Genomic DNA, 26,533 nt, shown 5'->3' on the forward strand with positions numbered 1-26,533 from the left:
TTGTAGATAATTATCTACAAGCATTTCGACATACATCGAACGCATTTCGTTCTTTCTCTAGTCTATTCCCTATTACTTTGTGATGAGTGATTTCAATGTGATAAATATGGAAAAGACAATAGTAGATGAATCCAATTTTCAACCGTCCAAAAGGACATTTTCTCTGGCCAATTTAAAAGATTTACGAAAGCGTGATTTTGGAATTTTAGTAGGTGTTCAAATTTTAATGTTTAGTGCGATCTATGCATTGAACAATTTCCGTCCTTATTTCGATGAGATACATTTTCAACGAATGGAAACACTTCCAGGAAGAATTTTGGTTTTCTTTTTATTGGCAACTCTAACCTTTCAAGTTCTATTTTTATTTTATGTTGCCTATTTATACATCAAATACAAACCCATTGAATCTGTTTCAGATGAAGAACTACCGGTTTGTACCATAATTGTTCCTGCTTATAACGAAGGGAAATTGGTATATGAAACCTTAAAAAGTATCTGTCAAAGCAACTACCCAAAAGAAAAATTAGAAATTATATCCATAGATGATGGTAGTAAAGATGATACATGGGATTGGATTCAGAAAGCACATCAAGATTTAGATGGTCAAATCATCATTCACAAACAACCGCGTAATCGTGGGAAACGACATGCCTTGTATCATGGATTTACAACAGGAAAAGGAGAAATTTTTATCACCATAGATAGTGATTCGGTTGTCGAGAAAAACACCATTCGCAATTTAGCAAGTCCGTTTGTTGTCAATGAAAATTGTGGGGGCGTTGCAGGAAACGTAAAGGTTTTGAATAAAAAGCAAGGAATCATTCCCAAAATGTTGAATGTAAGTTTCGTCTTTAGTTTTGAATTCATAAGAGCTGCTCAAAGCTCGTTGGGATTTGTACTTTGTACTCCTGGCGCTTTATCGGCCTATAAAAGAGAAGCTGTTATGCATTCTTTAGACGAATGGATCAACCAGAAATTCTTAGGAAGAGAAGCTACAATTGGGGAAGATCGTGCCATGACCAACTTTATTTTGAAACAAGGCTACGAAGTGAAATTTCAACGCAATTCCAATGTCTTAACCAATACGCCAACTGGATTTAAAACACTTCATAGAATGTTTACTCGTTGGGGACGTTCCAATGTAAGAGAAACTTTGATGATGAATAAATTCGTATTTACGGACTTTAGAGAAAAAAATAAATTCGGGGCGAGATTTATATTCTTACATCAATGGTTGAAATTGCTTCTGGCTATTCCATTAATAGTATTGATGTTTTATTTTCTGTTTTCTCATCCACTATTGTATGTAAGTTCAGCATTGGGAGCAACCTTTATATTTTCTAGTATACAGATGTTCTTTTTTACGAAACAATATAATTTCCTTGATGCTTTATGGGCATACCCCTATAGTGTTTTCTACTTGTTTGCACTATTCTGGATCTTTCCATTTTCCATTTTAACCGTAAAAAATGGAGGCTGGTTGACACGATAAAATACTATTCCTAACAACTATTAACCCTATTAATTTGTGAATAAGGGTTAGCATATACTGCTAACCCTTCTCACACACTAATACCAGTGGAATAAATTAGTATTCCAATCTTTACCATTAAAACAGCCTTAAGCTCATTCTAATGAATCAAAATCTAAAAAAATAATTATATAACATTTCTTCATACTAAAATAGTTTGCTTATCAAATTGATTAGAATGTCAAGAATTCTTAGCAAGTCCGATATAAAGCAGATAGGAAATATTTACAAACTAGATCAAAGAGCCTGGACTTTTCAAATAAAACTTTAAATTACATCTTTATTTAAGCGTTTAAACTTAGCGTGTATACAAATTGGAATTGAATGAAATTACAAAGGATTGATTTTCAGGTTGTTTTTAGTTGTTTTATATGCACGGATTGCAAATCCGCGCTATCGGGAGTATTTTTTAGAGAAGATTTTAAGGAATTTTGAAGGGAAAAGAAACAGAATTATAAAAGATTGATTTTCAAACAATTTAAGATCGTAATTTGTTTTTGCTTTTTAAAAAATCTAAGAACTCTTGTAAAAACTGATTAGACTTTTCAAATATTTCTATCTGACCTTCTAATCTAGCAATATTTTTAGATCCATGAAATAAGTTATTCCTATATCGATATATTATGATGAAACAAGCAAATAATTTATCGTTATCACTTGGTTGCTCTTTCTCTAATATTTCAATCAACCTTTCTTTATAACGTAAATCGGGGTTTCTATCTCTAAAGTTTAGGGATTGGAAATGAGTGTTTATTTCTCCATTAGTGAAATAACGGTTGCGAAAAAAACAGTAATAAAAAAAAACTGAATTGGGCAGTTTGTAAGAATTCAGCAATTCGTTAAGTTTTTCTTCAATAATTTTTAAATTCGCATATTTATTACAAAAATATCTTTCAAATAAGCTCCAAAATAAAACGAAATTTTTTGCACTTTCAATTTTTTGGGAGCTAAATTCTAACCCTAAAAAAACATTTAACCAATTATTCTCATTTGACATAGCACAAGACTGTAACTTAACTAAAGCTGTATTAATTTACTCAATTCATTCACTAACGCAACACAAGATTCCTGTGATTTAAGTGCATTTCCAACACCAAAAATACTTTCATTAGTAAGTGTATTAAAAATACAATTATCATTATTAGAACAATCTATATCAATTCTATGATTTCCTTTAATATTAGGGATATTTTTAAAATTGTATTTAACTGTTATATCATTTAAACTAAAAATGTAATTGCCATACTTTATTTTTTTATGATTAATATCAATCACCTCAAACACATCAACATATGATGTGTCAACAATAGAATTGTTTAAAATTATTTTGTTCGCATCATTAATTGTTTTTTGAAACAATTCAGCTTTTGAAATGTATTGTAAGTTACTTGATGAAATTAACTTTTCGTCATTTTGCAGATTTTTGCCTTCTTTTAAATATTCTGATTTAGTCGATTCAACATCAGACAATTCCAATTCTACACTATTTGAGTTATTATCTAAAACATTTAATTCATTCTTTATAAGCTCAGTCTCAATGTTGAAATTATTTACAAAAATAATAAGTTGCTTTTTAAATTCATGTGCAACCTCAACTTTTAATAGTAAATCAACATAAGATTGATTAATACATTTGACTGTTTTTTCCTGATTATTAAATCTAGTATTGCAACGCTCAAAAATATCAGGATTATTATACATTGCACCTATTCTAATAGAAGCATACTCACCTCCAAAAACAGGCAAGTAATCTTCAGAAACAATAATATTACTCGGGTCAATTTCATTAATAGGCAAACGATAATCATCATAGTGACTTACATTAAGAAGAGCTCTATCTTTATAATAGGTATGTCTAATGTATATATTTTCGTCATTTTCGTTTAAATTAAAATAAATTTCACAATTGTTAGCCAATGCCAAATTTGTATAATTTTCATTTAAACTAATCAACGGTCTTCCATCAATTATTTTTGTAATCTCATTTAATGCACTCTCAGCTTGTGGATTTAAATTAATTTCTATTTTTCTGGTTTTTTCATAATTTGGAAATCCTGTATCTGAGTTTGACTTACATGATATTATTGATAAAAATATTATTAAATTAAATTTCAAACAGTTTTTCATGATGCTTTAAAAATATATAAATCTAATATAATAATTTTAGGGATTTTTTTTACTTAAAACAAAAAAATCCGCCCTTTTGAGGCGGATTCTATATTTTGAAACTATAATTTCAAATGTTTGTTGAAATCTAAATTTCCACGATTGAAATCTTTTCAACCCCACGATTGAAATCGCGGGCTAGATTAGACTTTAATTTCTACTTCTACTCCACTTGGAAGTTCCAATTTCATCAAAGCATCAACCGTTTTAGATGAAGAACTATAGATGTCCAACAATCTTTTGTGAGCTGTTAATTGAAACTGTTCACGCGCTTTTTTGTTAACGTGTGGAGATCTCAATACTGTAAAAATTCTTTTGTTAGTTGGCAATGGAATAGGACCATTCACAACAGCACCTGTAGTTTTTACAGTTTTTACGATTTTCTCAGCAGATTTATCTACTAAATTGTGATCGTATGATTTTAATTTTATTCTGATTTTTTGACTCATTTTTCTAAGAATTAAGCAGTTGCACCTTTTGATTTAGCGATCACAGTTTCAGCAACGTTTTGTGGAGCTGGCTCATAGTGATCAAATTCCATTGTAGAAGTTGCACGACCTGATGTCAATGTACGTAATGAAGTTACATAACCAAACATTTCAGATAGAGGAACAAAAGCTTTAACAACTTTAGATCCTGCACGGTCATCCATACCTGTTACCGTACCTCTTCTTCTGTTCAAGTCACCTACTACATCACCCATGTTTTCTTCTGGAGTCAAAACTTCCAATTTCATAATTGGCTCAAGGATTACAGCTTTCGCAGCACGAGCAGCTTCTTTATAACCCATTTTTGCAGCCAATTCGAATGATAATTGATCCGAGTCAACAGGGTGGAAAGATCCATCTGTTAAAACAACTTTCATTGAGTCCATTTCGTATCCAGCCAAAGGTCCATTTTTCATAGCTGCTTTGAAACCTTTCTCGATTGAAGGGATATATTCTTTTGGAACGTTACCACCTTTAATTTCAGAAATGAATTCCAAACCAGTTTTACCTTCGTCTGCAGGTCCAATTGTAAAGACGATATCCGCAAATTTACCACGTCCACCAGATTGCTTTTTGTAAACCTCGCGGTGTGTACCAGTTAATGTAAATGCTTCTTTGTACTCTACTTGTGGTTGACCTTGGTTAACCTCCACTTTGAATTCACGACGCATACGGTCTACAATGATATCCAAGTGCAACTCACCCATACCAGAGATAATGGTTTGCCCAGAAGCCTCATCTGTTCTAACTTGGAAAGTTGGATCCTCTTCAGCCAATTTAGCCAAAGCAATACCCATTTTATCCATGTCAGCCTTCGTTTTAGGCTCAACAGCGATACCAATTACTGGATCTGGGAAGTCCATAGATTCCAATACGATTGGGTTTTTCTCGTCACATAAAGTATCTCCTGTTTTGATATCTTTAAATCCTACAGCAGCTCCAATATCTCCAGCCTCAATTCTTTCGATAGGCTCTTGTTTGTTTGCATGCATTTGGAAGATACGAGAAATACGCTCTTTGTTACCTGAACGAGTGTTCAATACATAAGAACCTGCATCTAATCCTCCTGAATAAGCACGGAAGAAAGCCAAACGACCTACGAATGGGTCAGTAGCAATTTTAAATGCCAATGCAGCGAATGGTTCAGAAACAGATGGTTTTCTTACGATTGGCTCATCAGTATCTGGGTTAGTACCTTCAATCGCTTCTTTGTCCATCGGAGATGGTAAATAACGACATACAGCATCTAACATGAACTGAACTCCTTTGTTTTTGAATGAAGATCCACAAGTCATTGGGATGATTGACATATCCAATGTAGCTGCACGTAATGCAGTGTGGATTTCTTCTTCCGTAATAGAGTTTTCGTCCTCCATATATTTTTCCAACAAGTTCTCGTCGTATCCAGCAATTTCTTCAATTAATTGACCGCGGAATTGTTTTACCTCGTCTTTCATTGATTCTGGAATTTCTACAACGTCAAATGTAGAACCGTGGTTTTCATCGTGCCATACAATTGCACGGTTTTTAATCAAATCTACTACTCCTTTGAAGTCAGCTTCATCACCAATTGGCAATACGATAGGCACAGCATTTGAACCCAACATATCTTTTACTTGTTGACAAACTTTCAAGAAGTCAGAACCTTGACGGTCCATTTTGTTGACAAATCCCATACGTGGAACTTTGTAGTTGTCAGCCAATCTCCAGTTGGTTTCAGACTGAGGTTCTACACCGTCAACGGCAGAGAATAAAAACACCAATCCATCCAAAACACGTAATGAACGGTTTACCTCAACGGTAAAGTCAACGTGGCCCGGAGTATCGATGATGTTGAAATGATAATCTTTAGCATCTGGAAGTGGTTTCCCTTGTTCAGTTGGGAATTTCCAGTTTACAGTAACAGCCGCAGAAGTAATGGTAATCCCTCTTTCTGCTTCTTGCTCCATCCAGTCAGTTGTAGCAGAACCTTCGTGAGTTTCTCCTAACTTGTGGTTCTTACCTGAATAGAATAAGATACGTTCTGTAGTAGTGGTCTTACCAGCATCAATGTGAGCTGCAATACCAATATTTCTTGTATATTTTAAATCTCTTGCCATCTTAATTATACTCTAAAGTGTGAGAATGCTTTGTTTGCTTCAGCCATCTTATGCGTATCCTGACGTTTTTTAACGGCAGCACCTTCTTCTTTTGCAGCAGCGATAATTTCTCCAGCCAATTTCTGAGCCATTGATTTCTCGTTACGCTTACGAGCATATAGAATTAACCATTTCATTGCCGTAGCAATTTTTCTATCTGGACGGATCTCCATTGGAATTTGGAAAGTAGAACCACCAACACGACGAGAGCGAACCTCAACGTGTGGCATAACGTTTGACAACGCTTCTTTCCAAATATCTAAAGCTGATTTCTCAGCATCTTCTTTTCTTTTATCAACAATGTCCAATGCGTCATAAAAAATATTGAATGCAATACTTTTTTTACCATCGTACATCATGTTGTTCACAAAACGTGTTACCAATTGATCATTAAACTTTGGATCTGGAAGTAACGGTCTTTTTTTAGCTTTTGTCTTTCTCATTTCTCAAAGTTTTTATTTTTTAGCTTCTTTTGGGCGTTTTGCACCATACTTACTTCTACGCTGAGTTCTCTTGTTAACACCAGCTGTATCCAACGCACCACGAACGATGTGGTAACGTACACCAGGTAAATCTTTTACCCTTCCTCCTCTAACCAATACTATCGAGTGCTCTTGCAAATTGTGACCTTCACCTCCGATGTAAGCGTTGACTTCTTTTCCGTTTGATAATCTAACACGCGCTACTTTACGCATTGCAGAGTTAGGTTTCTTAGGAGTAGTCGTGTACACACGTGTACATACACCGCGACGTTGAGGACAAGATTCCAAAGCAGCCGATTTACTCTTCTTGGCTAGTTTTGTTCTTCCTTTTCTTACTAATTGTTGTATTGTTGGCATACTATAAAATATGTTTAACCCCAATTTTTGGGACTGCAAAATTACAAATTAATTTTTCCTATACAAGTAGATCATCAATATTTTTACGTTTTTCTCCTTGATTATCAATTCAATTTAACCTCAATCTAAAAATTATCCGAAATTTCGTAGAACCATCAACTATATGTATATTTGAAATACAAATTCGCTATGATTCTGAATTTCAACTAGATCAACTTAAACATTGAATGTTCAAATAGCATCATATTGTGAATAAATTTCTATCCATCTTGTTTGGCTTATTGGCCTTTACAACTACGATTTATTCTCAAAACTTCACCACAGAAGAGTTGATAAAAAGTTGGGAAGTTAGAGGCGTGCTTCAAACCCTAGAAGCTCAAAAAACTTATTCGGACTTGACCAATCATTTCGTTCCTGCTAAGTTTCGAACAAGAATGGCTGAACTTCATAATTATATAAACAAAAATCCCTCAGATCGTCTAAAAATTCGAATTAAAATGTATGAAATCATTGGGGATATGAAATTAAATCATCCTTCCCACTGGAAACCAAAGGAGCAAATTACACAATTATTCAAATACGCCTTGATCTTAAAGGACAACCAATTACTATCAGAACTTTATACTCTTTACGCAGATCGAAATATCGAATCCATTGACAATAACCTATTTTATTTAACCAAAGCGATTGAAATTCAATCTCAAATAGGTGAAAACTATTTTCCCAAATTGTATTTGTATCAATATCTTACCGGTTTAAGCTATTATACAATTGAACAATTCCCAGATGCTATCGCACATACACGAAATTGTTTGGAAAATTTACCCAATCCAGAAACCAATTTAAAAATCCACATCTTATCACAAGATTTATTGGGCACTCTTTATGATCGTATGCAAAAACAGGATAGTAGTCTGTATTATTACCAGAGCATCCAAAAAATACTCGATCATTATCAGAAAAATTTCGCCAAGTATCAAGAAGGATTTGAAGTTTTTGACAAAGACTTTGTGGTTCTATGGAATGGAATTGCCGATGGTGGAATTGGACAATATTACCTTAGAAAAGGTGAAATTCAAGAAGCTGAAACTTTATTGTTTCAAAATTTATCCACGAGTCAAAAATTTAAACAATTTCAAGATGTAGCGAAAGTTCAAAATAAGTTGGGGTTATTACATGAAAACACCAAGAATTACAAAGAAGCCATAGGATTTCGAAGGAATGCTTTTTTAAATGGTGTGAAATCAAAATCAGACCATCAAATTATTGAAGCCAGTAAAAGTTTAGAAAAACTATACCAACATACCTCTAAATACGATTCTGTTTATTATTATAACAACCAAAAACATCTTGCACTACACCGATTATCAAAAAAAACTAGTGATGCGAAACATCAAACTATCCAACAAAAACTTCAACATGAAAACTTAGTCAATCTTATTTCTGAAGCAGAAAAAATACTGGCCAAACAAAGAAATACACGCAATTTCTTCTTAATAGGAATTTTGATTCTGATCCTTGTCCTCTATTATTTTTACAAGCGAAATGTTTTCAAACAAAAATTGAAAATTTTAAACCTAGAAAAAAAACATGAGATTTCAGAGCTCAAACTAATTCAAAGTCAACACGAAATCTCAGAGGCAAAAAAACAATTGCAAATTTTTAAGAACAAATTGAAACATAATCAATCTATATTGGAGAAATTTTCAATTGTTCATGCCACACCCAAAGAATCAATTCCTGAATTACAAGATCTAACCATCTTAACCAAGGATGATTGGGAAAATTTCAAACGATTATTTTCGAAAGTACATCCGAATTGTATTCAAAACATTAAACAAAAATATCCAACTATTTCCGAGGCAGAATTACGGTTTATATGCTTAGTAAAATTAAATTTACAACAAAATGAAATCGCTTCTGCATTGGGTATTTCTGACTCATCCATACGGGTAACTTGGCATAGGATGCGTAAAAAGTTTGATCTTGAAAAAGAGATGAGTCCGACCGAATTTTTAAAAACCATCGAGTCAACTCCCTAGTACCCAAGCTACCACATGAGATTATAATCCACTACTAATCAATTCATTACATTGTAACAGAATTGTAACTTAGAAAAATAAACATTAGTCTACCAAAATAGTATATTTGTAATTCATCCACAAGTTTACTTGACGAGATGATAGCAACAGAAGATACAGAATTTAGCTGTTAAAATGACCATAACTTTTTCAATTAAATACTATTTATTTAATCTCTCCTCTTTTACTAAAAAATATTATATGCCTAACCTAACTAACCTAATTACCTAAAATTTGTTTCTATTGTCCCTAACAACTACGTGTAGAAACATTTCTCAGTGAAAGATTCTAGTCTTCTGACTAAGAAAAAGAGGCCAATGAAAAATTGACCTCTTTTTCATTTATTTCAAGCCCAATCCAGCCACTAAATTGACATGAATTCCTATCTTTGTTTCAAAGCTATACATTCACATGCCTGGATTTGAAATTTTTGGAGAAGAAGAGAAAAAACACCTCAATGAGGTTTTAGATACTGGAATTTTAATGCGTTATAATTTTGATGGATTAAGAAACCAACATTGGAAAGCGGCAGAATTTGAAAAGGCTATTGCTGACAAAATAAAATCTCAATACGTACACCTAGTAAGTAGTGGAACAACTGCCCTAATTACAGCTATCAAATCTTTAAATATTGGAGCGGGAGATGAAATCATCATGCCAAGTTTCACATTCGTTGCGAGTTTTGAAGCGGTTTTATTTACAGGAGCCATTCCCATTTTGGTAGACATAGACGATACCTTGACGATGGATCCAAATGAAGTAGAAAAAGCCATAACACCTCGTACAAAAGCCATCATGCCTGTTCATATGTGTGGTGCAATGGCCGATATGCATGCGATACTTACTATAGCTCAAAAGCATCAACTCTATGTTCTAGAAGATGCTTGCCAAGCCATTGGAGCAAAAATTGGCAATGAATATCTGGGAACAATGGGTACGATAGGTTGCTTTTCGTTTGATTTTGTCAAAACTATAACCTGTGGTGAAGGAGGTGCAATTTTAACCAATCAAGAAGATTTGTATGAATTCTGCCACCAATATTCCGATCATGGTCATGATCATATTGGCAAAGATCGTGGTGCAGAAAAACATCCTGTCACAGGTTTAAACTTCAGAATTTCTGAACTACATGCCGCTGTCGGTTTAGGACAATGGGAAAAATTAGATCAAATTCTTAGCAAACAAAGAGAAATCAAATCAGCTCTAAAAAACAAATTGATGCACCATCAAGATATTCAATTTCGTCGAATTATTGATGAAAATGGAGATAATGCATCCTTTTTGACCTTATTTTTCAATTCAGAGGAAATTGCCAAAAAAGTTTCGTCTGAGTTGAAGCAAAACGGCATTGCTTCGGCCTATTGGTTTGACAACAATTGGCACTATATACGACAATGGAACCACTTTTTTGATGTGAAAAACGATACAACTTTGTACAAAGAGCAACGAAATTTACTTCCAGATTATGCCAATCAGGATTTTTCAAAGTCTGACGAAATCTTGAAAAGAACCATAACTCTTCCTCTTTCTTTGAATTTGGATGAACAAAAAATAGAGTTTATCGCAAATAGTATTTTAGATAGCATTGCTAACTTACAAAGCCAATCCGTATGAAAAAGTTGATTTTATTCAGACACGCCAAAAGCAGATGGGATCTTGGTGTGAAGGACCAATTGAGAGATTTGGAACAAATTGGAATCGAAAGAACGCATAAAACGGCAAAACACCTCAAGTCAATCCTCGATTTTGACATTGAATTTTGGCAATCTAGCCCAGCAGTGCGCGCAAATAAAACGGCAGAAATTACGGCAACCTATTTTCCAGAAAAACCAATGATACACATTAATGAAAATTTGTACACATTTTCATTTTTTGATTTATTAAAACAAATTAAAAATATCCCAGATGAGCATCAAACGGCCATCGTATTTGGTCACAATGAAGCCTTCACAGAATTTGTCAACCGTATGGGAAATCGCTATTTGGAAAATCTCCCAACTTCGGGTGCTGCGATAATCAGCTTTGATTCTCCCAATTGGCAAGGAATTGAAAAAGGAACTACACAAACAATCATAAAACCTAAAGAACTGTGAATCAGATTTATGTAAATCGAGAAATAAGTTGGCTTAAATTTAATGCCCGCGTGTTGCAAGAAGTGAAAGATCCCAATGTTCCACTTTTGGAAAAATTGAGATTTCTTGGAATTTATTCCAATAATTTGGATGAATTTTATTCGGTTCGCTATTCGGCCCTATTGCGATCCATCCAATTGAAAAGTCGCGGATATCGAAACATTATTGAAAACCAAACAGACGAAGATTTAATCGAGGAAATCAATGATTTGGTCGCCATTCAACGTGCCGACTATGATGCGCTCTACGATCAAATCTTGTTGGATTTAGAAGAAAATAATATCTATTTCATCGATGATAAAAATATTCCAAATGAATACATAGAATTTGTCACCAACTATTATACCTCAGAATTGAGTCATTCCATTGGGGTATACATTTTGGAAAAAGAGCTGAAGACTCCAGCAATTCGTGATGGAGCATTTTATCTAGCGGTGAAATTTCAGCATTATGACGAATCCAAATATGCTTTGATAGACATCCCCACCCATATTTTTCCTCGTTTTGTCTTATTACCCAAAATTGATGAAAGACAATATGTGATGTATTTAGAGGATATCGTTCGTTATCATTTGGGTGAAATCTTCAAAGTTTTTGATTTTGACCATATTGAGGCACATTCCATCAAAATCACCAGAGATTCGGAATTGGATATGGATACCGATTTAGAAAACAGTCTACTAGAAAAAGTTGCCAAAAGTTTGGAAGGAAGACGTAAAGGGGAACCTGTACGACTAGTATACGACCGAGAATTAGCACAAGATACTTTGGAGTTCTTACTTTACAAATTAAGCATTGACGATTATGATAGCATCAATGCAGGTGGAAAATACCACAACAAACGAGATTTGATGAAGTTCCCCAATATGGGAAGAAGTGATTTGGAATATGAAAATATAACGCCAATCGTTCAACACAGTTTCCAAAAATACAGAACCTATTTTGAGGCTATATCTTTGGAAGATCATATGATCGTAGCTCCTTACCATGATTATTCGGTATTCTTGAAGTTTTTACGTGAAGCAGCCATCGATCCTTATGTTACCAAAATTAAAATAACCATTTATCGAGTTGCATCAGAATCCCAAGTGATGAGCGCTTTGATCAACGCAGCTAGAAATGGTAAAGAAGTAACGGCTGTATTGGAACTTCGTGCAAGATTTGATGAGGCCAACAACGTAAAATGGTCCAAACGTCTACAGGATGCTGGTGTTAATGTAATTTTTGGGGTTCCTGGATTGAAGGTTCATAGTAAAATTGGCTACATCGAGCGAAAACCAAAGGGTAATTTGGCAACGCAATATGCTTTTATCAGTACCGGAAACTTCCACTCTGGAACGGCTAAAGTCTATACGGACTATACTTTATTGACGTCTCATCCTGAAATTACGAAAGAAATTGAACAAGTATTTCGTTTTTTCAATGCCAATTACCTCACCCAGAATTATGATCATTTATTGGTTTCTCCTTTGCATACCCGTAAAAAAATCATCAAATTCATCAAAAAAGAGATCAAGAATCATAAAAAAGGACTTCCATCAGGTATTAACTTAAAATTAAATAGTTTAAGCGACAAGATCATTATTGATATGTTGTACAAAGCCTCTCAAGAAGGAGTTAAAGTTCGATTGGTCGTTCGAGGAATTCATTCTTTAATTCCTGGAATTCCAGGTTTGTCCGAAAACATTGAATCCATAAGTGTGATCGATAAATTTTTGGAACATCCTAGAATCTATTGGTTTGCCAATGGTGGAAATGATCGCGTTTTCATTTCTTCTGCCGATATGATGGAACGAAATTTAGATGCACGTGTCGAAGTCGCTTGTCCTATATACAATGAAGAACTAAAAAAATTGGTGATGGATACCTTTGAAATTAGTTTCAATGACAATGTAAAAGGAAGAATTCATGATGCTGAACAGAGCTTAACTTATCGCGTAAATAACAAACCAGCTCTTCGATCACAATTTGTCACGTATGATTATTTATACGATCTAAATCAGGCAAAAGAAACCCAAAATAATTTCAAATAAAAGTATAACAATAGCATACACACTTGTAAAGAAATGAAGATTAGAAAATTAGCAGCGATTGATATTGGTTCCAATGCCATGAGACTACTGATCAATTATGTCTACGAAATTCCAGGAATGAAACCCGTTTTTAATAAAACCAGTATCGTCAGAATGCCGATTCGTCTTGGTGAAGATGTTTTTATCGAAAAAAAAATATCCGATAAAAATGCATCAAGGCTTGTAGATGCCATGAAAGCCTATCAATTGATGATGGACATTTATGGTGTCGAACATTACAATGCTTACGCAACTTCTGCCATGCGTGAAGCAACAAACGGAAGCGAAATTGTCAAAAAAATTAAAAAATCCTCAGGGATTGAAATTGAAATCATCAGTGGAAATACCGAAGCAGAATTGATTTTCGCGACCGAATTGCAAAGTTTCATTTTGGACGACAACAATTATCTTTATGTTGATGTGGGTGGAGGAAGCACGGAACTAACCTTGATTACCAATGGAGAAGTAAAATTGTCTAAATCCTTTGAAATTGGAACCGTAAGATTGTTAGAAGGCAGAGTGGAAAAATCTGTATATCCTGAAATGAAAAAATGGATTGAGGAAAACATTCGCCAATACGAAGTTGATCTGATTGGTTCTGGTGGAAACATTAACCATGTGTACAAATATTCGGGTGTACAATTAGGAAAACCTTTGAAAGGCGCCTATTTAAGAAGTCGTTATAAAGTCATCCGCAATATGTCTTATGAAGAACGTTTGCAAGAATTGAACATGAAACCTGACCGCGCCGACGTTGTGGAATATGCATTGGAAATCTATACGAAAGTCATGAAATGGTCTCGTGCGAAAAAGATTTACGTTCCAAAAATTGGAATTTCAGATGGGATGATCCGAAAATTATATGCCGAAATAAAAGACAAGGACTAATTATACCAAGGAATTGAGGATGGTTCCCGATTTCAATTCGGTTTCCATCCATTCTTTTTCCGGATTGCTTTCGGCCGTAATTCCACCGCCAACATAGATCCAAATTTTATCTTCAAAAATTTGGGCACTTCGAAGATTCACAAAATATTGTTTGGAATCTGCTTGTTCAATGCCAATATAACCAGAATAAAATTCACGATCATATCCTTCATTTTGAAGAATATACTCAAACGCATCTTGTTTAGGCATACCACAAAGTGCAGGAGTTGGATGCATTTCTTTCAATAAATTCTTCAAGGAAAAATTATCTGAAACCTCAGCCGATATATAGGTTTTTAAATGGTGAAATTTCCCTGCTTGTATAGTTTCTGGCCCTTTCACTTCTAAATTACCTAATCCTCGAAAGTTAGTCACAATGAAGTCCGTGACAATTTGTTGTTCTTCCAATTCTTTTTCGGTCCAATCGGCTTCTGGAAGTTTCGTTCCTGCCAATGAAACCGTTTTCACTTTGTTACTTTCTTGACTCAACAACAGTTCTGGCGTTGCACCTATCCAAGTTTCTTCATTTGGATTCTGCCATAAAAACACCAAAGCATTGGGATGGTTTTTCAACAAGTTTCGATAGGTTTCAAAAATGGAAATCCTAAAGTTCTCGACTTGTTTTTTACGGCTAATGACAACCTTTTTCAGTTCCGAATTTTGAATATCTTCTATAGTTTGTTGAATTAATTCTTGGTATTCTTGCTCCGTTTTCGGATGAATTTTTTTCGCTTTTGGGAATTTTAATTTCGATTCAAAATCAAATTCCTTTTGATGAATGGAAATCGGATTCTCATCAGCAATCCATTTTTCCATTTTGGAATCAAAAGAATGCATCAAAACTTTGTTTTTAGATGAATGATCTTGAACAAATAATTCAATCACTACTTCATTGGGTTTTCGAATCAAACAAAACGCGAGATTTTGTTTTACAGCTTCGTTTAATTTCGAATGAAAACTAATGTTCAACATAGATTTTAAACATAATGATTGGAAACTATCGAATTCGTCAAATGACAATAGGAAATCACTTCCCCTTCCTCGTCTTTGATTTCAATCTTTACCAAATGAACGGTTTTACCCTTTTTGACAAATTCAGCTCTGGCAGTGATCAATCCTTCACGTTTTGGACGAAGATGATTGGCTGTCATCTGCATTCCTACCGATTTAAACTTTGTCGTATCGATGGAAGTTGCAGACAAAACGCTTCCTACGGTTTCAGCCAAAGCGATGCTTGCACCACCATGCAAAATCCCATAAGGCTGATGAACTTTGGGCGTTACAGGCATGGTCGCAACCATAAAGTTTTCGCCAGAATCTGTAAAACGAATGTCCAAGGTTTCCATCAATGTATTTTTGTTCATTTCGTTCAAACGCTTTAAAAATGCTTCCTTATCCATTTCGTTTAAAATATTTTAGGGTTATAATTTTCTGGGAATTTCCCTTTCACATTTCGGTAGAAATCTTCAATTTCAATCAAAATTTCTTCTTTGGTTTTGTTTTCGATTGGAATTACTTTTCCAATTCCCGCCATTTTCTTTTCATAATCACAATAAGCCAAAACGATTGGAACCTTGGCTTCTTTGGCAATATAATAAAATCCAGTTTTCCATTTTTCGGCTCTTGATCTTGAACCTTCTGGCGTGTTGAGCATATACAAATTATCATTGTTTTTCAATAAATCTGCAGCATAATCCACCATATTGGAACGTTGTTGTCGATTGATGCCAATACCTCCTAAATTTTTGATAAGAAAGCCATACCAAGGTTTGGTCCAGCTATCTTTAATGAAAAACTTAAGCGGAATTCCTAAATCCCAAAAAGCAAAAATGGTATAGAAAAAGTCCCAATTGGTGGTATGTGGAGCTGCAACCAAAACGCATTTGGAAATATTGTCGACAGGAACTGTACCGTCGAGTTTCCAGCCCATCAGTTTATAAAAAAGTTTTCCGATTGTTTTTTTCATTCGAATTTCTTGAGATTGCTCCCAAAGATAAGACATAAAAAAAAGTTGGAATGCAACATCCAACTTTTATATACCAGTTTCCTGAGTTCTAATTTTATGGTTAACTAATCAAGGTCAATACCAAATCAATTACCAGAGATGTTAATGTTAAGAGAATCTGTACCATCAGAAATTTTTATTTGATTTTTATTGATTATAACTTTATCCTTTCCATCTTGAATATTGATTCCATTTGAATCAATGTTGATATCTGCTGTATCGCCTGTTCCAATTTGAATATTGGCTCCACTTTCATAACCTCTTCCATACTTCACATCATTTTCATCGAAACAATTCGTACATTGAATTTCCGAGTTAACAAAGTTAAAATATTTATTTTCTCCATCATAATAATTGATGTATCCACCTAAATCATCTTGCACCTCTACATCGTCCACATTTTTGGTATACAATGTTTTCCCTTTTGGTAAATACACAACAATCGTTGCTTTTTGATCTCTGAATTTCGAATCTTTTGGCAAGGTTAAATATTTGTCCAATATCAATTGTCCACTTGCGTTCATTTGGTAATTGTATTGAATATCGTCTGCATACTTGCGTGCATCGTCCATGTTTTTACCTTTTGAATAATAGAATACTTCAACATGCACTTGGTTATCTGGAGAAACTCTCAATTCGATATCATCTGAAATCTCACGGTATAATTTTCCATCAAATTCCAAAAATCCGCCCATATCATCTACAAATCTCCAATTCATTTTCCGATCGTTGAATTCTTTGTATTGATCAAAAGCTACTATAATCGTATCTTGATTCACGGTGAAAGATTTCTTCTCGGCAAATTCAACGTTTCTTGTATAATTGCTGAACAATGAACCAACAATAACAGCACCCGCAAACAATGCGATAAACCAAAGAACAATAGACCCAATCACAAATGTTTTATTGATTTTGATGCGATCCGAAATCAAACGAACACCAAATAGTATCAATAAAATCCCTGGTACAGCCATCAAAATGAAGGTGGTGATTTTGGTCGCCCAATCTTGCCATGGATAATCCACAAAATAACCAAAGAACTGCATTGGAATATCGGTAGCAGACATGATGAATACAGCAATTGTTCCCACAATCATACTAATTCCTGTCACAATTAGCATCACGCCAAAGAACACCAAAATTATTTTAAGAATAATCTGAAGAATTCGACCAAAATTACTGGAAGCGTCTTTGGCCATTCCTTTCATTTCAGCTGCAGCTTGATTGGCATTTTTTTTTATGGTTTCAAAATCACCCGCCTGACCAAACATTTCATACTTCTGAGAAGCCGTATCGGCCTTTGGAAGAATGATCCAAAGGACGATATAGCTAATTACTGATATACTTGTTAAGGAAATGAACATATCTGAAAACATCAAGATGATGAAGATAACACGTGTTACCCAAGTTTCTACTCCTAAATAATGAGCCAATCCCGATAAAACTCCTGCAATCACTTTATCATCTGGATCGCGGTATAATTTCTTTTTAACACGGTCGTTGGCAGAAGAATAATTTTGAGAAGCTTTAGCCTTAGATTGATAAGTAGTTTGGGCATCATCATTATCAGCATCTACATATTGCTCTGGGCGTCCCATAATTCCAACAATATGATCAACATCTTGTTCGTTAACTACTTCTCTAGCTCCTAATCTTTCTTTGAATAATTCCGCAATTCTAACTTCTACATCGGCTAAAATGTCTTCAGTTCCTTCCATTCCGTGAAGTGAATGGCGAATTTCGTCCAAATAATTTTTTAATTTGAAAAAAGCGCGATCATCTACGATAAATGAAAATCCGCCTAAACTGATTGATATCGTCTTATCCATGTTGATTTGTTTCTATTGTTACTTTGTTTACTGCGTCTTGCAATTGCTTCCAAGTTTCAGCCAATTCTTCTAAAAATTTCTCTCCTCCCTCTGTTAAGGTGTAATACTTTCTCGGAGGTCCCGATGTTGACTCCTCCCAACGATAGGTCAAAAGGTTATCATTTTTTAATCTTGTCAAAAGAGGATAAAGCGTTCCTTCCACAACAATCATTTCCGATTTTTTTAATTCATCGATGATATCAGAAGCATACGCATCTCCACCTCTTTTGATGATACTGAGAATGCAATACTCAAGTATGCCTTTTCTCATTTGCGTTTTCGTTTTTTCTATATCCATCTCAATATCCATTTTGATACAGCAAATATATAATAAATATAGTATTATGCAAAACAAAGTACCTATATATTTTTAGTATTGGGTACAAAATTTTATTATCCATTACTTGATACCGCTGTCAGAAAGGAATTGAGGAAATAATATTTTTTAAAAAAAATTTAGAGGAAAGTTTAGAAACAAAAAAATCACCTCGTTAAAGGTGATTTCTCTATATAAGTATGTATTATTCTTATCTAAAATCTGGATTAAAAGGATTTCCAAAATCATATCCTAAACTAAATAGGATTCCGTTTCCAGCTTCCTTAGCAATATCAGACAATCCAATATCATAAGACATTCCCATTTTCAATTGACCAATTTTCAATTTCATAACAGGCGAAATACTCAAACCTTGAGAACCGTTTTTGTCTATATCTTGACGATACGACACTCCTAAATCCAATCCTTGTTCTCTATCTCCAAATCCAAAATGCCCCATCAAGTTCAAATCAAATTGACGTTCAGAGTTGGAATTTAAGTTCATTACAACTGAAGGTTCCAAACGGATTCCATCGGTCAAGTACACTTGGTACCCCAACAAGAAGTAATACCAAGTTGGCAATGGTTCAATCCCATTGGCAATCGCTTCATTCTCTACCAACGGAATATCCAAAATGGAAACACCTCCAAAAGCACCTGCATATTTAAAGGAAACCCCCACATTGAAATGGTTCAAGTTATAGGAATCATCAACCAATAATGGATCATTGGGATTGGATACCTGAATTTTATCTAAATCTAAATGTTGCTGAAAGAAATTATACGATAAACCAAATGAGAAAATATCTTCAGCTTCATTGTCTCTCATATCACGATTCGAATTAATCGGAATATGATAAGCAGCAGAAATATTGGCACCACGTAAACTAGACAAACCATTCTGATCATTGAACAAATAAACCCCAAAAGCCAAACGATCTACAACGGTAGCGTGAGCAGACAATGTTTGCGTATTGGGACTTTCAGGCAAATCAGCCCATTGATTACGGTAGGTCCCCGTAACGCTTAAAATTTCAGGATTTACCCCAGCATAGGATGGATTTATCAAATATTTGTCACTTACCAGATAATGTTTGTAAAATGGCAGTCCCTCTTGTGCCATTACTTGTAACGAACAAAATGCAATGATAGTCGTTAATAAAATTTTTCTCATGTGTATACCTATCTATTTCTAACGCTTAAGTGTCCTATATATTTTATGGTGATATCATTTTCATCTTTTGCTGTGATAATGTACCAATAATCTCCACTAGGAACAGCTTCACCTTTGTATTTACCATTCCAAAAATAAGCATTTAGCGTTTGTGGTTTCGAATCTACAAATATTTTTCCATAACGGTCAAATATTTTAACACTACAATCAAAAGAAGTAGCAAATCCTCTTATAGTCCAAACATCATTTATACCATCATTATTGGGCGAAATAAAATTGGGAATAAAAGGTAAAGAAACATTCTTAGTGATTGGCTCACAACCTCTTTCTCTAACATATAAAGTATACTCCTCACCTGGAACTAAGTTATCAAACCTTGGATTGGATTGCCAAAAAACTCCATCCAAAGAAAATTCTAAGGACGAACCATTTCCTGAGGTCTCCACAATGAAATAATTGGCTCCATATACGATGTTGGTGATAACGGGCGGCAAAGGCTGAACCAACTCATAGATAAACGTAGAGGTACAGTTTTCGTTGGAAGTAATACTTAACTCATAAAAACCTGGAGCGGTAACCAAAAGTTGTGATCCTGTAGAACTTCCACCTTCCCAAGTCCAAACATAATGACTTTCTGGAAATTCTTGACCTGCATCCAAAATAACTTCATTCCCATTGCATAAAGTAGGTACAGATGCGATAGGATTTAGGGGTAGCGGATGTACTTCAAAATCAAAAGAGAGAATCACCGGACAAAAACCACTTAATTCTACTCGAACGTAAACCGTATTTTGACTGGAATTGGATGTGTAATGGGTTGGATCTGCTAGTGCATTCTGATTTTGTAAAGCATCATTTTCAGATTCGAAATACGTATATTGAACATTTGGATCTGAAGATATTTGAATTTGAACTGTTGTTAAATCCAAGGAATCCCCTTCACAAATTCCTGGAATCCCAGTTGGGATCGAATGAGGAACATCTTCTCCAATACCATAATTCAATTGAATGATTTCTGGACAAAATCCATCTTTTTCCAATCGTACATAAACCGAACCATCTGCGGAAATCGGGTAATTTGTTGGATTGGCTATAAAATCATTTCCGCCTGCTTCAGCAGAAACTAGATTGGTATAATAGGAATACTGAACATTGGATTCTGGTGAAAATTGCGATTCAGCTTCCGTGAGATTGACTGTTGATTCAAATAACAAACAAATACTTTCTAACTCAAAAATTGTATCGTTTACAGGAACTTTTTCTCCTATTTGATATTGAACGAAACGAATTTCACGACATCCTTGCACATTGGTTAGAACAATCCAAATCGTTGTGAGATTTTCTGTGATCGGATAATTGGAAAAGTTCAAAATTGGATTGGTTCCATTTATAGCTTCCAATTCCGATTCATAATAAGCAAATTGAATTCCTGTACTAACTGCTATCAGTTCCGAATTCCATTGACTCAAATCCACCGTAATAGATTCATCAAAATCTTCATCACAAAGAATTTTTGGATTTAAATCTACTTGATTGGTCACATTTTCCACTCCTTCATTGGCGGTAACAATAATCGTAGAAATCGTTTCACAAGTTCCATCTGATATCACCACCCAATAGGTTTGGGAATTTCCTGAAGGAATCATCACAATAGATCCTTGTGGATTGGTTCCAGATTCTGCATCTGTCTGACTCAAATGATAGGTATAGGTTAAAGGGTCATTTGGATTCAAAACAAGAAGTGGAATGGCTTCGTCTAGGTCAAATTCCACCAAACCATCTCCATCTTCGTCACATTTCGGATCCAAACTCACCGGATTTTCGGCTATTGGCGCTTCGTTTAAAACCAAATTCAATTCCAAAACATTAGAGCAAAAATTGGTTTTATCGATTCTTACAAACAATGTACGAGATTGAGTTAAGAGATAATTAATTGGATCCACAATAAAATTTGCGTTGCCCATTTCAGCATCCGCTATATCTTCATAATAGCGAAAATTTACTCCTACTTCCGTTGAGAATTGAGGATTGTATTGAGTTAAATCAATTAAGTTGTCATTGTCACAAAATGAATCGTTCAGTTCTTGATTGAGTACGGGAATTTGGTCATTGTTGTAATAAATGGTCAATTCTGCTTCACAAATTCCGTTGGACCAAGTATAATTGTAATTTCCTGTTGCCAAAAATCCTGTAATGATAGGAGTATTTGAGGTTATGTCATTTATAACGGTAGGAGAAGGATTTCCAGGATCAATGGACCAAGTTCCAATCCCAATAGATTCTATTTCGTCAGCAACATTATCTTCACAAAACAAACCAATTAAAGAGGGAGTTGCCAAACCAAAATTGGATTTAAAATCAATCGCGTCCAAAAAATTTCCAACTGTAGGATCACCTGTGGCAGTTGAAACCGCTTCAAATATAAAACGGGTAAAAGGTTGTCCAGTCGGAACTGTATAATTTCCCGAATGAACAATCCAAGCAGTATTATCCGCTGAATATTGACCAATTTCGGTATAAGGGCCACCTGGAGGACCTGCCAAGACTCGGCAAACGTCAAGTCCCATTCTTCCTCTATGCGCAAAGGAAAAGTTAAATACTACACCTGCTAAATTCGTTTCGAAATCCTGATAAACACCTGCTTGTTCGTTTCCATTCAATTCAATGTATTGATCTCCCGAATAAGCATTGGTTCCTCCTCCATTGGTCGAATGAGGCCAAAATTCAATGATATTATCTGTAGCAGTAGTTCCCCATCCATCTACGTCATTTGCATTGATAAAACTTGGCCAACCTGATTGGGGAATATCGGGTTGCTCAAAATCTTTGTTGACGGTTTCTATTTCACAACTCGATAATTGCGCAAAGAGTCCTGCACCCCAAAAGAAAAATAATAGATGTAAGGTAAGTGGCTTCATGGTGTGTTAATTAAAAAAGGGACTCGCTTTTGCAAGTCCCTCAAATTTAATCCTTTTCATTGAATTCAAATGAATTCAATTTATATTTTATTGGTTTCTAACCGACACATGACCGGTGAATTTTTGATCTTTCACAATTCCATCTCCTGGAATATTGATGATATACCAATAATCACCCGATGGAACGTTATTTCCTAAGTATTTTCCGTCCCACGTATAATTTCCATCAAATTTACGATCCACGAAAATTTTCCCATATCGATCAAAAATCTTAATAGTTGCATTGGCTGATGTTTCGATTCCTCTTATGGTCCAAGTATCATTAATTCCATCATTGTTTGGCGAAATGAAATTTGGAACAAAAATCAAAGTAACTGTGTGTTTTTCAATCATACAACCACTAGATCGAACATAAATGGTATAGGTTTCGCCAGGAATCAAGTTGCTAAACATTGGACTTGATTGCCAAAAAACTCCATCCAAAGAATACTCCATTGGACCTTCTCCATTATTGCTTGCATGGACTGTAATAGAATTTCCCGATGCATCAATTCCCGTTATAATAGGCTGCGAAGGCAGTGCAACTGTAAGGGTACTTTGAACACTTTCACAATTATCCACGCTATGTGCAATCACTGTATAGTTTCCAACATCTGATACGGTTTGAGTTGCTCCTGTCAAAATAGTTCCATCTGGGAATGTCCACGTAAATGTGGCCGTAGGATCATCACTCATTGCGGTTATTTCTCTAGAATCCTCGTAACATAAAATAATGGTAGTTTCCGATAATTCTAAGCTTGGTGTTGGCAATTGGAACAATGTAATTTCCACAAATGCAGGACAACGATCTGCCTGATCAATACGCACATAAATAGTTGTCGTTGTCGCATTGTAATTTGTAGTATTCTGAATAGCTCCTGCTCCATTTTGGGCATTTTGTAAATTTTCAAAATACGTAAATGTCACAGCCGCATTGGAAATATTTCCTTCGTATTGGGTTAAATCAATGGCTTCATTGGCGCAATACTCAATTGGACCATATGTACCAGGATTGTGAGTGGCAATATCGCGCGCATCAATTTGAACTGCAATTGGATCTGAAGGACAACCTTCTGGACTGATTCCAACTACATAAATGGTTGCAGGTAATGTTCCAGTCAAAGGATATTCTGTCCATTGTGATTGAGGAATTGCATTGTTATTGTTCAAGTCTGCCAAACTTCCATAATATTGGAAGCTAACACCCGCAACATTGGTCAATCCAGCGTTTAAGGATGTTAAATTAAATTCCAAAATTCCATCAAAATCCTCATCACAGATTTCTTGAATTGGCATCGCATTTAAGATTAATTCTGGATGAATGGTTACTGTAAATGGAGTATCCAAAGCACATTGGCCTCCATCTGGAATAAATGTATAAGTTGTCGTTCCCACAAGGTTTGTATCAATAACCGCAGGACTCCAAACTCCAGTTACACCATTATCCAAGGTTGTTGGCAAAGACATTGGAGTTTCACCTTGACAATATTCATCTTGAACATTGATTTCAACCGGTAATTCATTGGTAATTGTAATTGTAATTTCTTTTTCAAATGCACAAATACCTTCATCAGGGGTAAAAATAAACACATAATCACCTGGAGGTAAAGACGTATCAATTACAGCGGGACTCCATGTTCCTGTAATTCCTGCTTCATTTGGAAGAGGCAATGCTGGTGCTTCTGTATTTTGACAAATTAAACCTATTTCATTAAAAGTAGGTGTAAGTTTTTCTTCAATATTGATAACAATTTCAAATGTATCTACACATGAATCATCTGGAGTAAATGTATAGGTAGTAGCACCAAAATCTGATGTTTCTATTAAAGCAGGGCTCCAAGTTCCTGTGTAACCTTCAATGGAAGTGCTTGGTAAAATTTGAGGTTCTTCGAATTGACAATAATCCAATTGAATTGGAGTAAAAGATGCCTCTTCCCTATCAACAATAGTAACAAAAATTGATTCAATTGTTGCACATTGTCCTTCATCAGGGGTAAATACATATTCTGTAGGCCCTCCAATGGCACCTGTATTAATTTCTGATGGACTCCAAGTACCTTGAACACCATTTGCAGATATTAAAGGCAAAGGATCGGGTTCTGCATTTAAACAATATTCATCTTCAATATCATCTAAAACTGTTTCAATTCCATTAACAATAACATCTACAGTTTTTTCAAAAGTACAACCGAATTCATCTGTTACTGTAAACGTATAGGTATAGGTACCAGCTTGATTAAAAGGTCCTACTTGAATTGTATTAGACAATAAATTCCCATCACAATTGGCATCACCTGGACAAGGATCTAATCCGATTGGTGTTATTACAATATCTGTTACATTTTGAACCTCAGGAACATCGGGCCCATTTCCATCTGAAGACCAATATCCGCCTGATAAAATAGGAGTTTCGGTTGCCAAATCGGTATAACAATCTCCAGGGAAACTGATTGACCAGCTACTGATAAATCCATCATCAAGTGCCCATTCATCTGAAATTTTCAATACCCAAACACCATTTAATTCAGCTCCAATAAGAGAATTCATACTTGAGGATGAGTTAAAAGTCGCACCCTGTAAAAAATAATTTCCAGATTCACATGGACCTCCAAAAACTGGGCAAGACTGAGTTGTATTGGTATAACCTGCATTATCTCCCCAGTTGATACCACCGCTATTGACAATATAATAGGGAGCAACACATCCTGGCTGCAAATTATCTGCTCCGTTAACACACCATCCAAATTTTTGTGATCCAAATGGACCATAACCATTAAACAATCGTACTTGTTGACCAGAAGGAGCGATCAAATCTATCCATAAATCCCCTGCAAATGAGTGCTCTAATTCAATCATAATTTCTGGGAAGCAGGTATTTTCCAATGTAGCTCCTGGAGGGAAATATCCAGTTAAATCTAAATACGAATAGTAACTTACTCCATTACCATCTGGTAAGGAAATTTCGCTACCAACATTTGGAGGTGGTTCTTGCGTAATTATTTGGGAGCTTCCAACGCCTGCTAAGGTCACCGATTCTCCACATGAAATTTCCAATGGACCTGTAGTTGTTCCCCCAAAATTGGGTGGTGGTAAAACTTTTATTAATCTCACTGCTGTATTGGAACTCAAACATCCTAACGGATCTGTACCTGTATTATTGGTTCTAACTTTTAAAATTACTGTATAGATTCCTGGATCGTCTGGGAACGTATGCGAGGCAATGGGAGTTGTTGTAGTAGTGGATGTTCCATCTCCCCAATTCCATTCATATTTTACAATGGAATAGGAATCGTTTGAAACTGAATTTGAAGCATCAAATTGAACTGTTAAATCACCTGGAGCAACAGATTCTGATGAACAAATATCTAACGTAGAATTATCTACCAAAGCCGCCGTTGGTGCAGTACAAGGAACAACACATGAAATATCAGCTGACCATCCTGGACGATTTACACTCCCATCAGATGAGAAGCGAAATGTAACGCATCCACCAGGTTGATTTGACATAAAAATAAACGGCGTTAAATTACCTTGATAAATTGCAGCAGGTTGCCCCGTAGCTAAGGGACCTTGAAATACTTCCAAAACATCAAAATTGTTTTCAGTACTAAACGATGTAAAATTAAATCTTAATAATTCCCCAGGATTTGCCGTACAAAATGTAATGGTTCTATTGTTAATTCCATTCGAGTAATTACCACCAGCACCTCCATCATCGGTAAAAGTTCCTGAACAGGTTACAAAAGTTTGATTGTGATTGGCAGCAGTCATTGGATAATTTTGAGACCAAACAATTGCTGTAATCAACATTGTAAATAAAATTAAAATTCTTTTCATGA

20 protein-coding genes are annotated in these 26,533 nt (G+C 35.0%); 6 read left to right on the forward strand and 14 right to left on the reverse strand.

Translation table 11 applies throughout. The features are described from left to right. The first annotated feature begins 106 nt into the window (after window positions 1-106). The gene (locus ABID46_RS03855) at window positions 107-1,492 is read left to right on the forward strand and encodes a glycosyltransferase family 2 protein (RefSeq protein ID WP_354507250.1); all 1,386 of its coding nucleotides are present in this window, start codon (window positions 107-109) and stop codon (window positions 1,490-1,492) included. A 517-nt stretch (window positions 1,493-2,009) separates the two neighbouring features. Here ABID46_RS03855 and ABID46_RS03860 read toward each other — a convergent pair. The 6 genes from ABID46_RS03860 to rpsL form a co-directional block, all read right to left on the reverse strand. Beyond that, on the reverse strand, window positions 2,010-2,528 hold the full coding sequence (locus tag ABID46_RS03860) for a hypothetical protein (protein WP_354507252.1): 519 nt from the start codon (window positions 2,526-2,528) through the stop codon (window positions 2,010-2,012). Window positions 2,529-2,548: 20 nt separating this feature from the next. Then, a complete protein-coding gene (locus ABID46_RS03865; RefSeq protein ID WP_354507254.1) occupies window positions 2,549-3,658 on the reverse strand; it encodes a hypothetical protein in 1,110 nt (369 codons plus the stop codon). Between the two features lie 182 nt (window positions 3,659-3,840). Then, entirely contained in the window at window positions 3,841-4,146 is a 306-nt protein-coding gene (gene rpsJ, locus ABID46_RS03870) for a 30S ribosomal protein S10 (RefSeq protein WP_354507256.1), read from the reverse strand. An 11-nt stretch (window positions 4,147-4,157) separates the two neighbouring features. Beyond that, window positions 4,158-6,284, reverse strand: a complete 2,127-nt coding sequence (gene fusA, locus ABID46_RS03875; protein ID WP_354507258.1) for an elongation factor G — start codon at window positions 6,282-6,284, stop codon at window positions 4,158-4,160. A 5-nt stretch (window positions 6,285-6,289) separates the two neighbouring features. Beyond that, window positions 6,290-6,766, reverse strand: a complete 477-nt coding sequence (rpsG, locus tag ABID46_RS03880) for a 30S ribosomal protein S7 (protein ID WP_354507260.1) — start codon at window positions 6,764-6,766, stop codon at window positions 6,290-6,292. A 12-nt stretch (window positions 6,767-6,778) separates the two neighbouring features. Next, the gene (rpsL, locus tag ABID46_RS03885) at window positions 6,779-7,162 is read right to left on the reverse strand and encodes a 30S ribosomal protein S12 (protein ID WP_182043640.1); all 384 of its coding nucleotides are present in this window, start codon (window positions 7,160-7,162) and stop codon (window positions 6,779-6,781) included. A 248-nt stretch (window positions 7,163-7,410) separates the two neighbouring features. Between rpsL and ABID46_RS03890 the strand changes: the two genes are divergently transcribed. From ABID46_RS03890 to ABID46_RS03910, 5 genes are all read left to right on the forward strand, one after another. Continuing rightward, complete coding sequence (locus ABID46_RS03890; RefSeq protein WP_354507263.1) at window positions 7,411-9,204, forward strand: tetratricopeptide repeat protein; 1,794 nt, start codon at window positions 7,411-7,413, stop codon at window positions 9,202-9,204. A gap of 450 nt (window positions 9,205-9,654) precedes the next feature. Continuing rightward, window positions 9,655-10,857 (forward strand): DegT/DnrJ/EryC1/StrS family aminotransferase, encoded by a 1,203-nt coding sequence (locus ABID46_RS03895; protein WP_354507265.1) that lies wholly within the window; start codon window positions 9,655-9,657, stop codon window positions 10,855-10,857. Further along, entirely contained in the window at window positions 10,854-11,336 is a 483-nt protein-coding gene (locus ABID46_RS03900) for a SixA phosphatase family protein (RefSeq protein WP_354507267.1), read from the forward strand. Before ABID46_RS03895 ends, ABID46_RS03900 begins: the two co-directional genes overlap by 4 nt. Next, entirely contained in the window at window positions 11,333-13,408 is a 2,076-nt protein-coding gene (ppk1, locus tag ABID46_RS03905; RefSeq protein ID WP_354507269.1) for a polyphosphate kinase 1, read from the forward strand. The genes ABID46_RS03900 and ppk1 overlap by 4 nt, the downstream gene beginning before the upstream one ends. Window positions 13,409-13,441: 33 nt before the next feature. Further along, window positions 13,442-14,335 carry a Ppx/GppA phosphatase family protein gene (locus tag ABID46_RS03910; RefSeq protein ID WP_354507271.1) on the forward strand — a complete coding sequence of 298 codons (894 nt, stop codon included), beginning with the start codon at window positions 13,442-13,444 and terminating at the stop codon, window positions 14,333-14,335. Here ABID46_RS03910 and ABID46_RS03915 read toward each other — a convergent pair whose 3' ends face one another. The 8 genes from ABID46_RS03915 to ABID46_RS03950 all read right to left on the reverse strand — a co-directional run bounded on the left by ABID46_RS03915 (window position 14,336) and on the right by ABID46_RS03950 (window position 26,531). After that, a complete protein-coding gene (locus ABID46_RS03915) occupies window positions 14,336-15,346 on the reverse strand; it encodes an isochorismate synthase (RefSeq protein WP_354507272.1) in 1,011 nt (336 codons plus the stop codon). 5 nt (window positions 15,347-15,351) lie between these two features. Continuing rightward, entirely contained in the window at window positions 15,352-15,774 is a 423-nt protein-coding gene (locus tag ABID46_RS03920) for a PaaI family thioesterase (RefSeq protein ID WP_354507274.1), read from the reverse strand. A gap of 5 nt (window positions 15,775-15,779) precedes the next feature. Continuing rightward, window positions 15,780-16,340, reverse strand: a complete 561-nt coding sequence (locus ABID46_RS03925; RefSeq protein WP_354507276.1) for a 1-acyl-sn-glycerol-3-phosphate acyltransferase — start codon at window positions 16,338-16,340, stop codon at window positions 15,780-15,782. Between the two features lie 125 nt (window positions 16,341-16,465). Further along, window positions 16,466-18,208, reverse strand: a complete 1,743-nt coding sequence (locus ABID46_RS03930; protein ID WP_354507278.1) for a PspC domain-containing protein — start codon at window positions 18,206-18,208, stop codon at window positions 16,466-16,468. After that, window positions 18,201-18,545 carry a PadR family transcriptional regulator gene (locus ABID46_RS03935; RefSeq protein ID WP_354507280.1) on the reverse strand — a complete coding sequence of 115 codons (345 nt, stop codon included), beginning with the start codon at window positions 18,543-18,545 and terminating at the stop codon, window positions 18,201-18,203. Before ABID46_RS03935 ends, ABID46_RS03930 begins: the two co-directional genes overlap by 8 nt. 229 nt (window positions 18,546-18,774) lie before the next feature. Further along, window positions 18,775-19,737: a PorP/SprF family type IX secretion system membrane protein gene (locus ABID46_RS03940; protein ID WP_354507282.1), complete on the reverse strand. Its 963-nt coding sequence runs from the start codon at window positions 19,735-19,737 to the stop codon at window positions 18,775-18,777. Window positions 19,738-19,745: 8 nt separating this feature from the next. Continuing rightward, the gene (locus tag ABID46_RS03945) at window positions 19,746-22,655 is read right to left on the reverse strand and encodes an FIDD domain-containing protein (RefSeq protein ID WP_354507284.1); all 2,910 of its coding nucleotides are present in this window, start codon (window positions 22,653-22,655) and stop codon (window positions 19,746-19,748) included. 87 nt (window positions 22,656-22,742) lie between these two features. Next, on the reverse strand, window positions 22,743-26,531 hold the full coding sequence (locus ABID46_RS03950; RefSeq protein ID WP_354507286.1) for a T9SS type B sorting domain-containing protein: 3,789 nt from the start codon (window positions 26,529-26,531) through the stop codon (window positions 22,743-22,745). Window positions 26,532-26,533 lie beyond the last annotated feature (2 nt).

The organism is Moheibacter stercoris, from assembly GCF_040545805.1.
GTDB classification, from domain to species: domain Bacteria; phylum Bacteroidota; class Bacteroidia; order Flavobacteriales; family Weeksellaceae; genus Moheibacter; species Moheibacter stercoris.

Coding starts and splice junctions, on each gene's coding strand:
- ABID46_RS03930 (WP_354507278.1), bottom strand. CDS start 18,208: ATGGATAAGACGATATCAATCAGTTTAGGCGGATTTTCATTTATCGTA.
- ABID46_RS03940 (WP_354507282.1), bottom strand. CDS start 19,737: ATGAGAAAAATTTTATTAACGACTATCATTGCATTTTGTTCGTTACAA.
- ABID46_RS03900 (WP_354507267.1), top strand. CDS start 10,854: ATGAAAAAGTTGATTTTATTCAGACACGCCAAAAGCAGATGGGATCTT.
- ABID46_RS03895 (WP_354507265.1), top strand. CDS start 9,655: ATGCCTGGATTTGAAATTTTTGGAGAAGAAGAGAAAAAACACCTCAAT.
- rpsL (WP_182043640.1), bottom strand. CDS start 7,162: ATGCCAACAATACAACAATTAGTAAGAAAAGGAAGAACAAAACTAGCC.
- ABID46_RS03915 (WP_354507272.1), bottom strand. CDS start 15,346: ATGTTGAACATTAGTTTTCATTCGAAATTAAACGAAGCTGTAAAACAA.
- rpsJ (WP_354507256.1), bottom strand. CDS start 4,146: ATGAGTCAAAAAATCAGAATAAAATTAAAATCATACGATCACAATTTA.
- ABID46_RS03925 (WP_354507276.1), bottom strand. CDS start 16,340: ATGAAAAAAACAATCGGAAAACTTTTTTATAAACTGATGGGCTGGAAA.
- ABID46_RS03855 (WP_354507250.1), top strand. CDS start 107: ATGGAAAAGACAATAGTAGATGAATCCAATTTTCAACCGTCCAAAAGG.
- ABID46_RS03865 (WP_354507254.1), bottom strand. CDS start 3,658: ATGAAAAACTGTTTGAAATTTAATTTAATAATATTTTTATCAATAATA.
- ABID46_RS03935 (WP_354507280.1), bottom strand. CDS start 18,545: ATGGATATAGAAAAAACGAAAACGCAAATGAGAAAAGGCATACTTGAG.
- ABID46_RS03950 (WP_354507286.1), bottom strand. CDS start 26,531: ATGAAAAGAATTTTAATTTTATTTACAATGTTGATTACAGCAATTGTT.
- ABID46_RS03945 (WP_354507284.1), bottom strand. CDS start 22,655: ATGAAGCCACTTACCTTACATCTATTATTTTTCTTTTGGGGTGCAGGA.
- ABID46_RS03920 (WP_354507274.1), bottom strand. CDS start 15,774: ATGGATAAGGAAGCATTTTTAAAGCGTTTGAACGAAATGAACAAAAAT.
- rpsG (WP_354507260.1), bottom strand. CDS start 6,766: ATGAGAAAGACAAAAGCTAAAAAAAGACCGTTACTTCCAGATCCAAAG.
- ABID46_RS03910 (WP_354507271.1), top strand. CDS start 13,442: ATGAAGATTAGAAAATTAGCAGCGATTGATATTGGTTCCAATGCCATG.
- fusA (WP_354507258.1), bottom strand. CDS start 6,284: ATGGCAAGAGATTTAAAATATACAAGAAATATTGGTATTGCAGCTCAC.
- ABID46_RS03860 (WP_354507252.1), bottom strand. CDS start 2,528: ATGTCAAATGAGAATAATTGGTTAAATGTTTTTTTAGGGTTAGAATTT.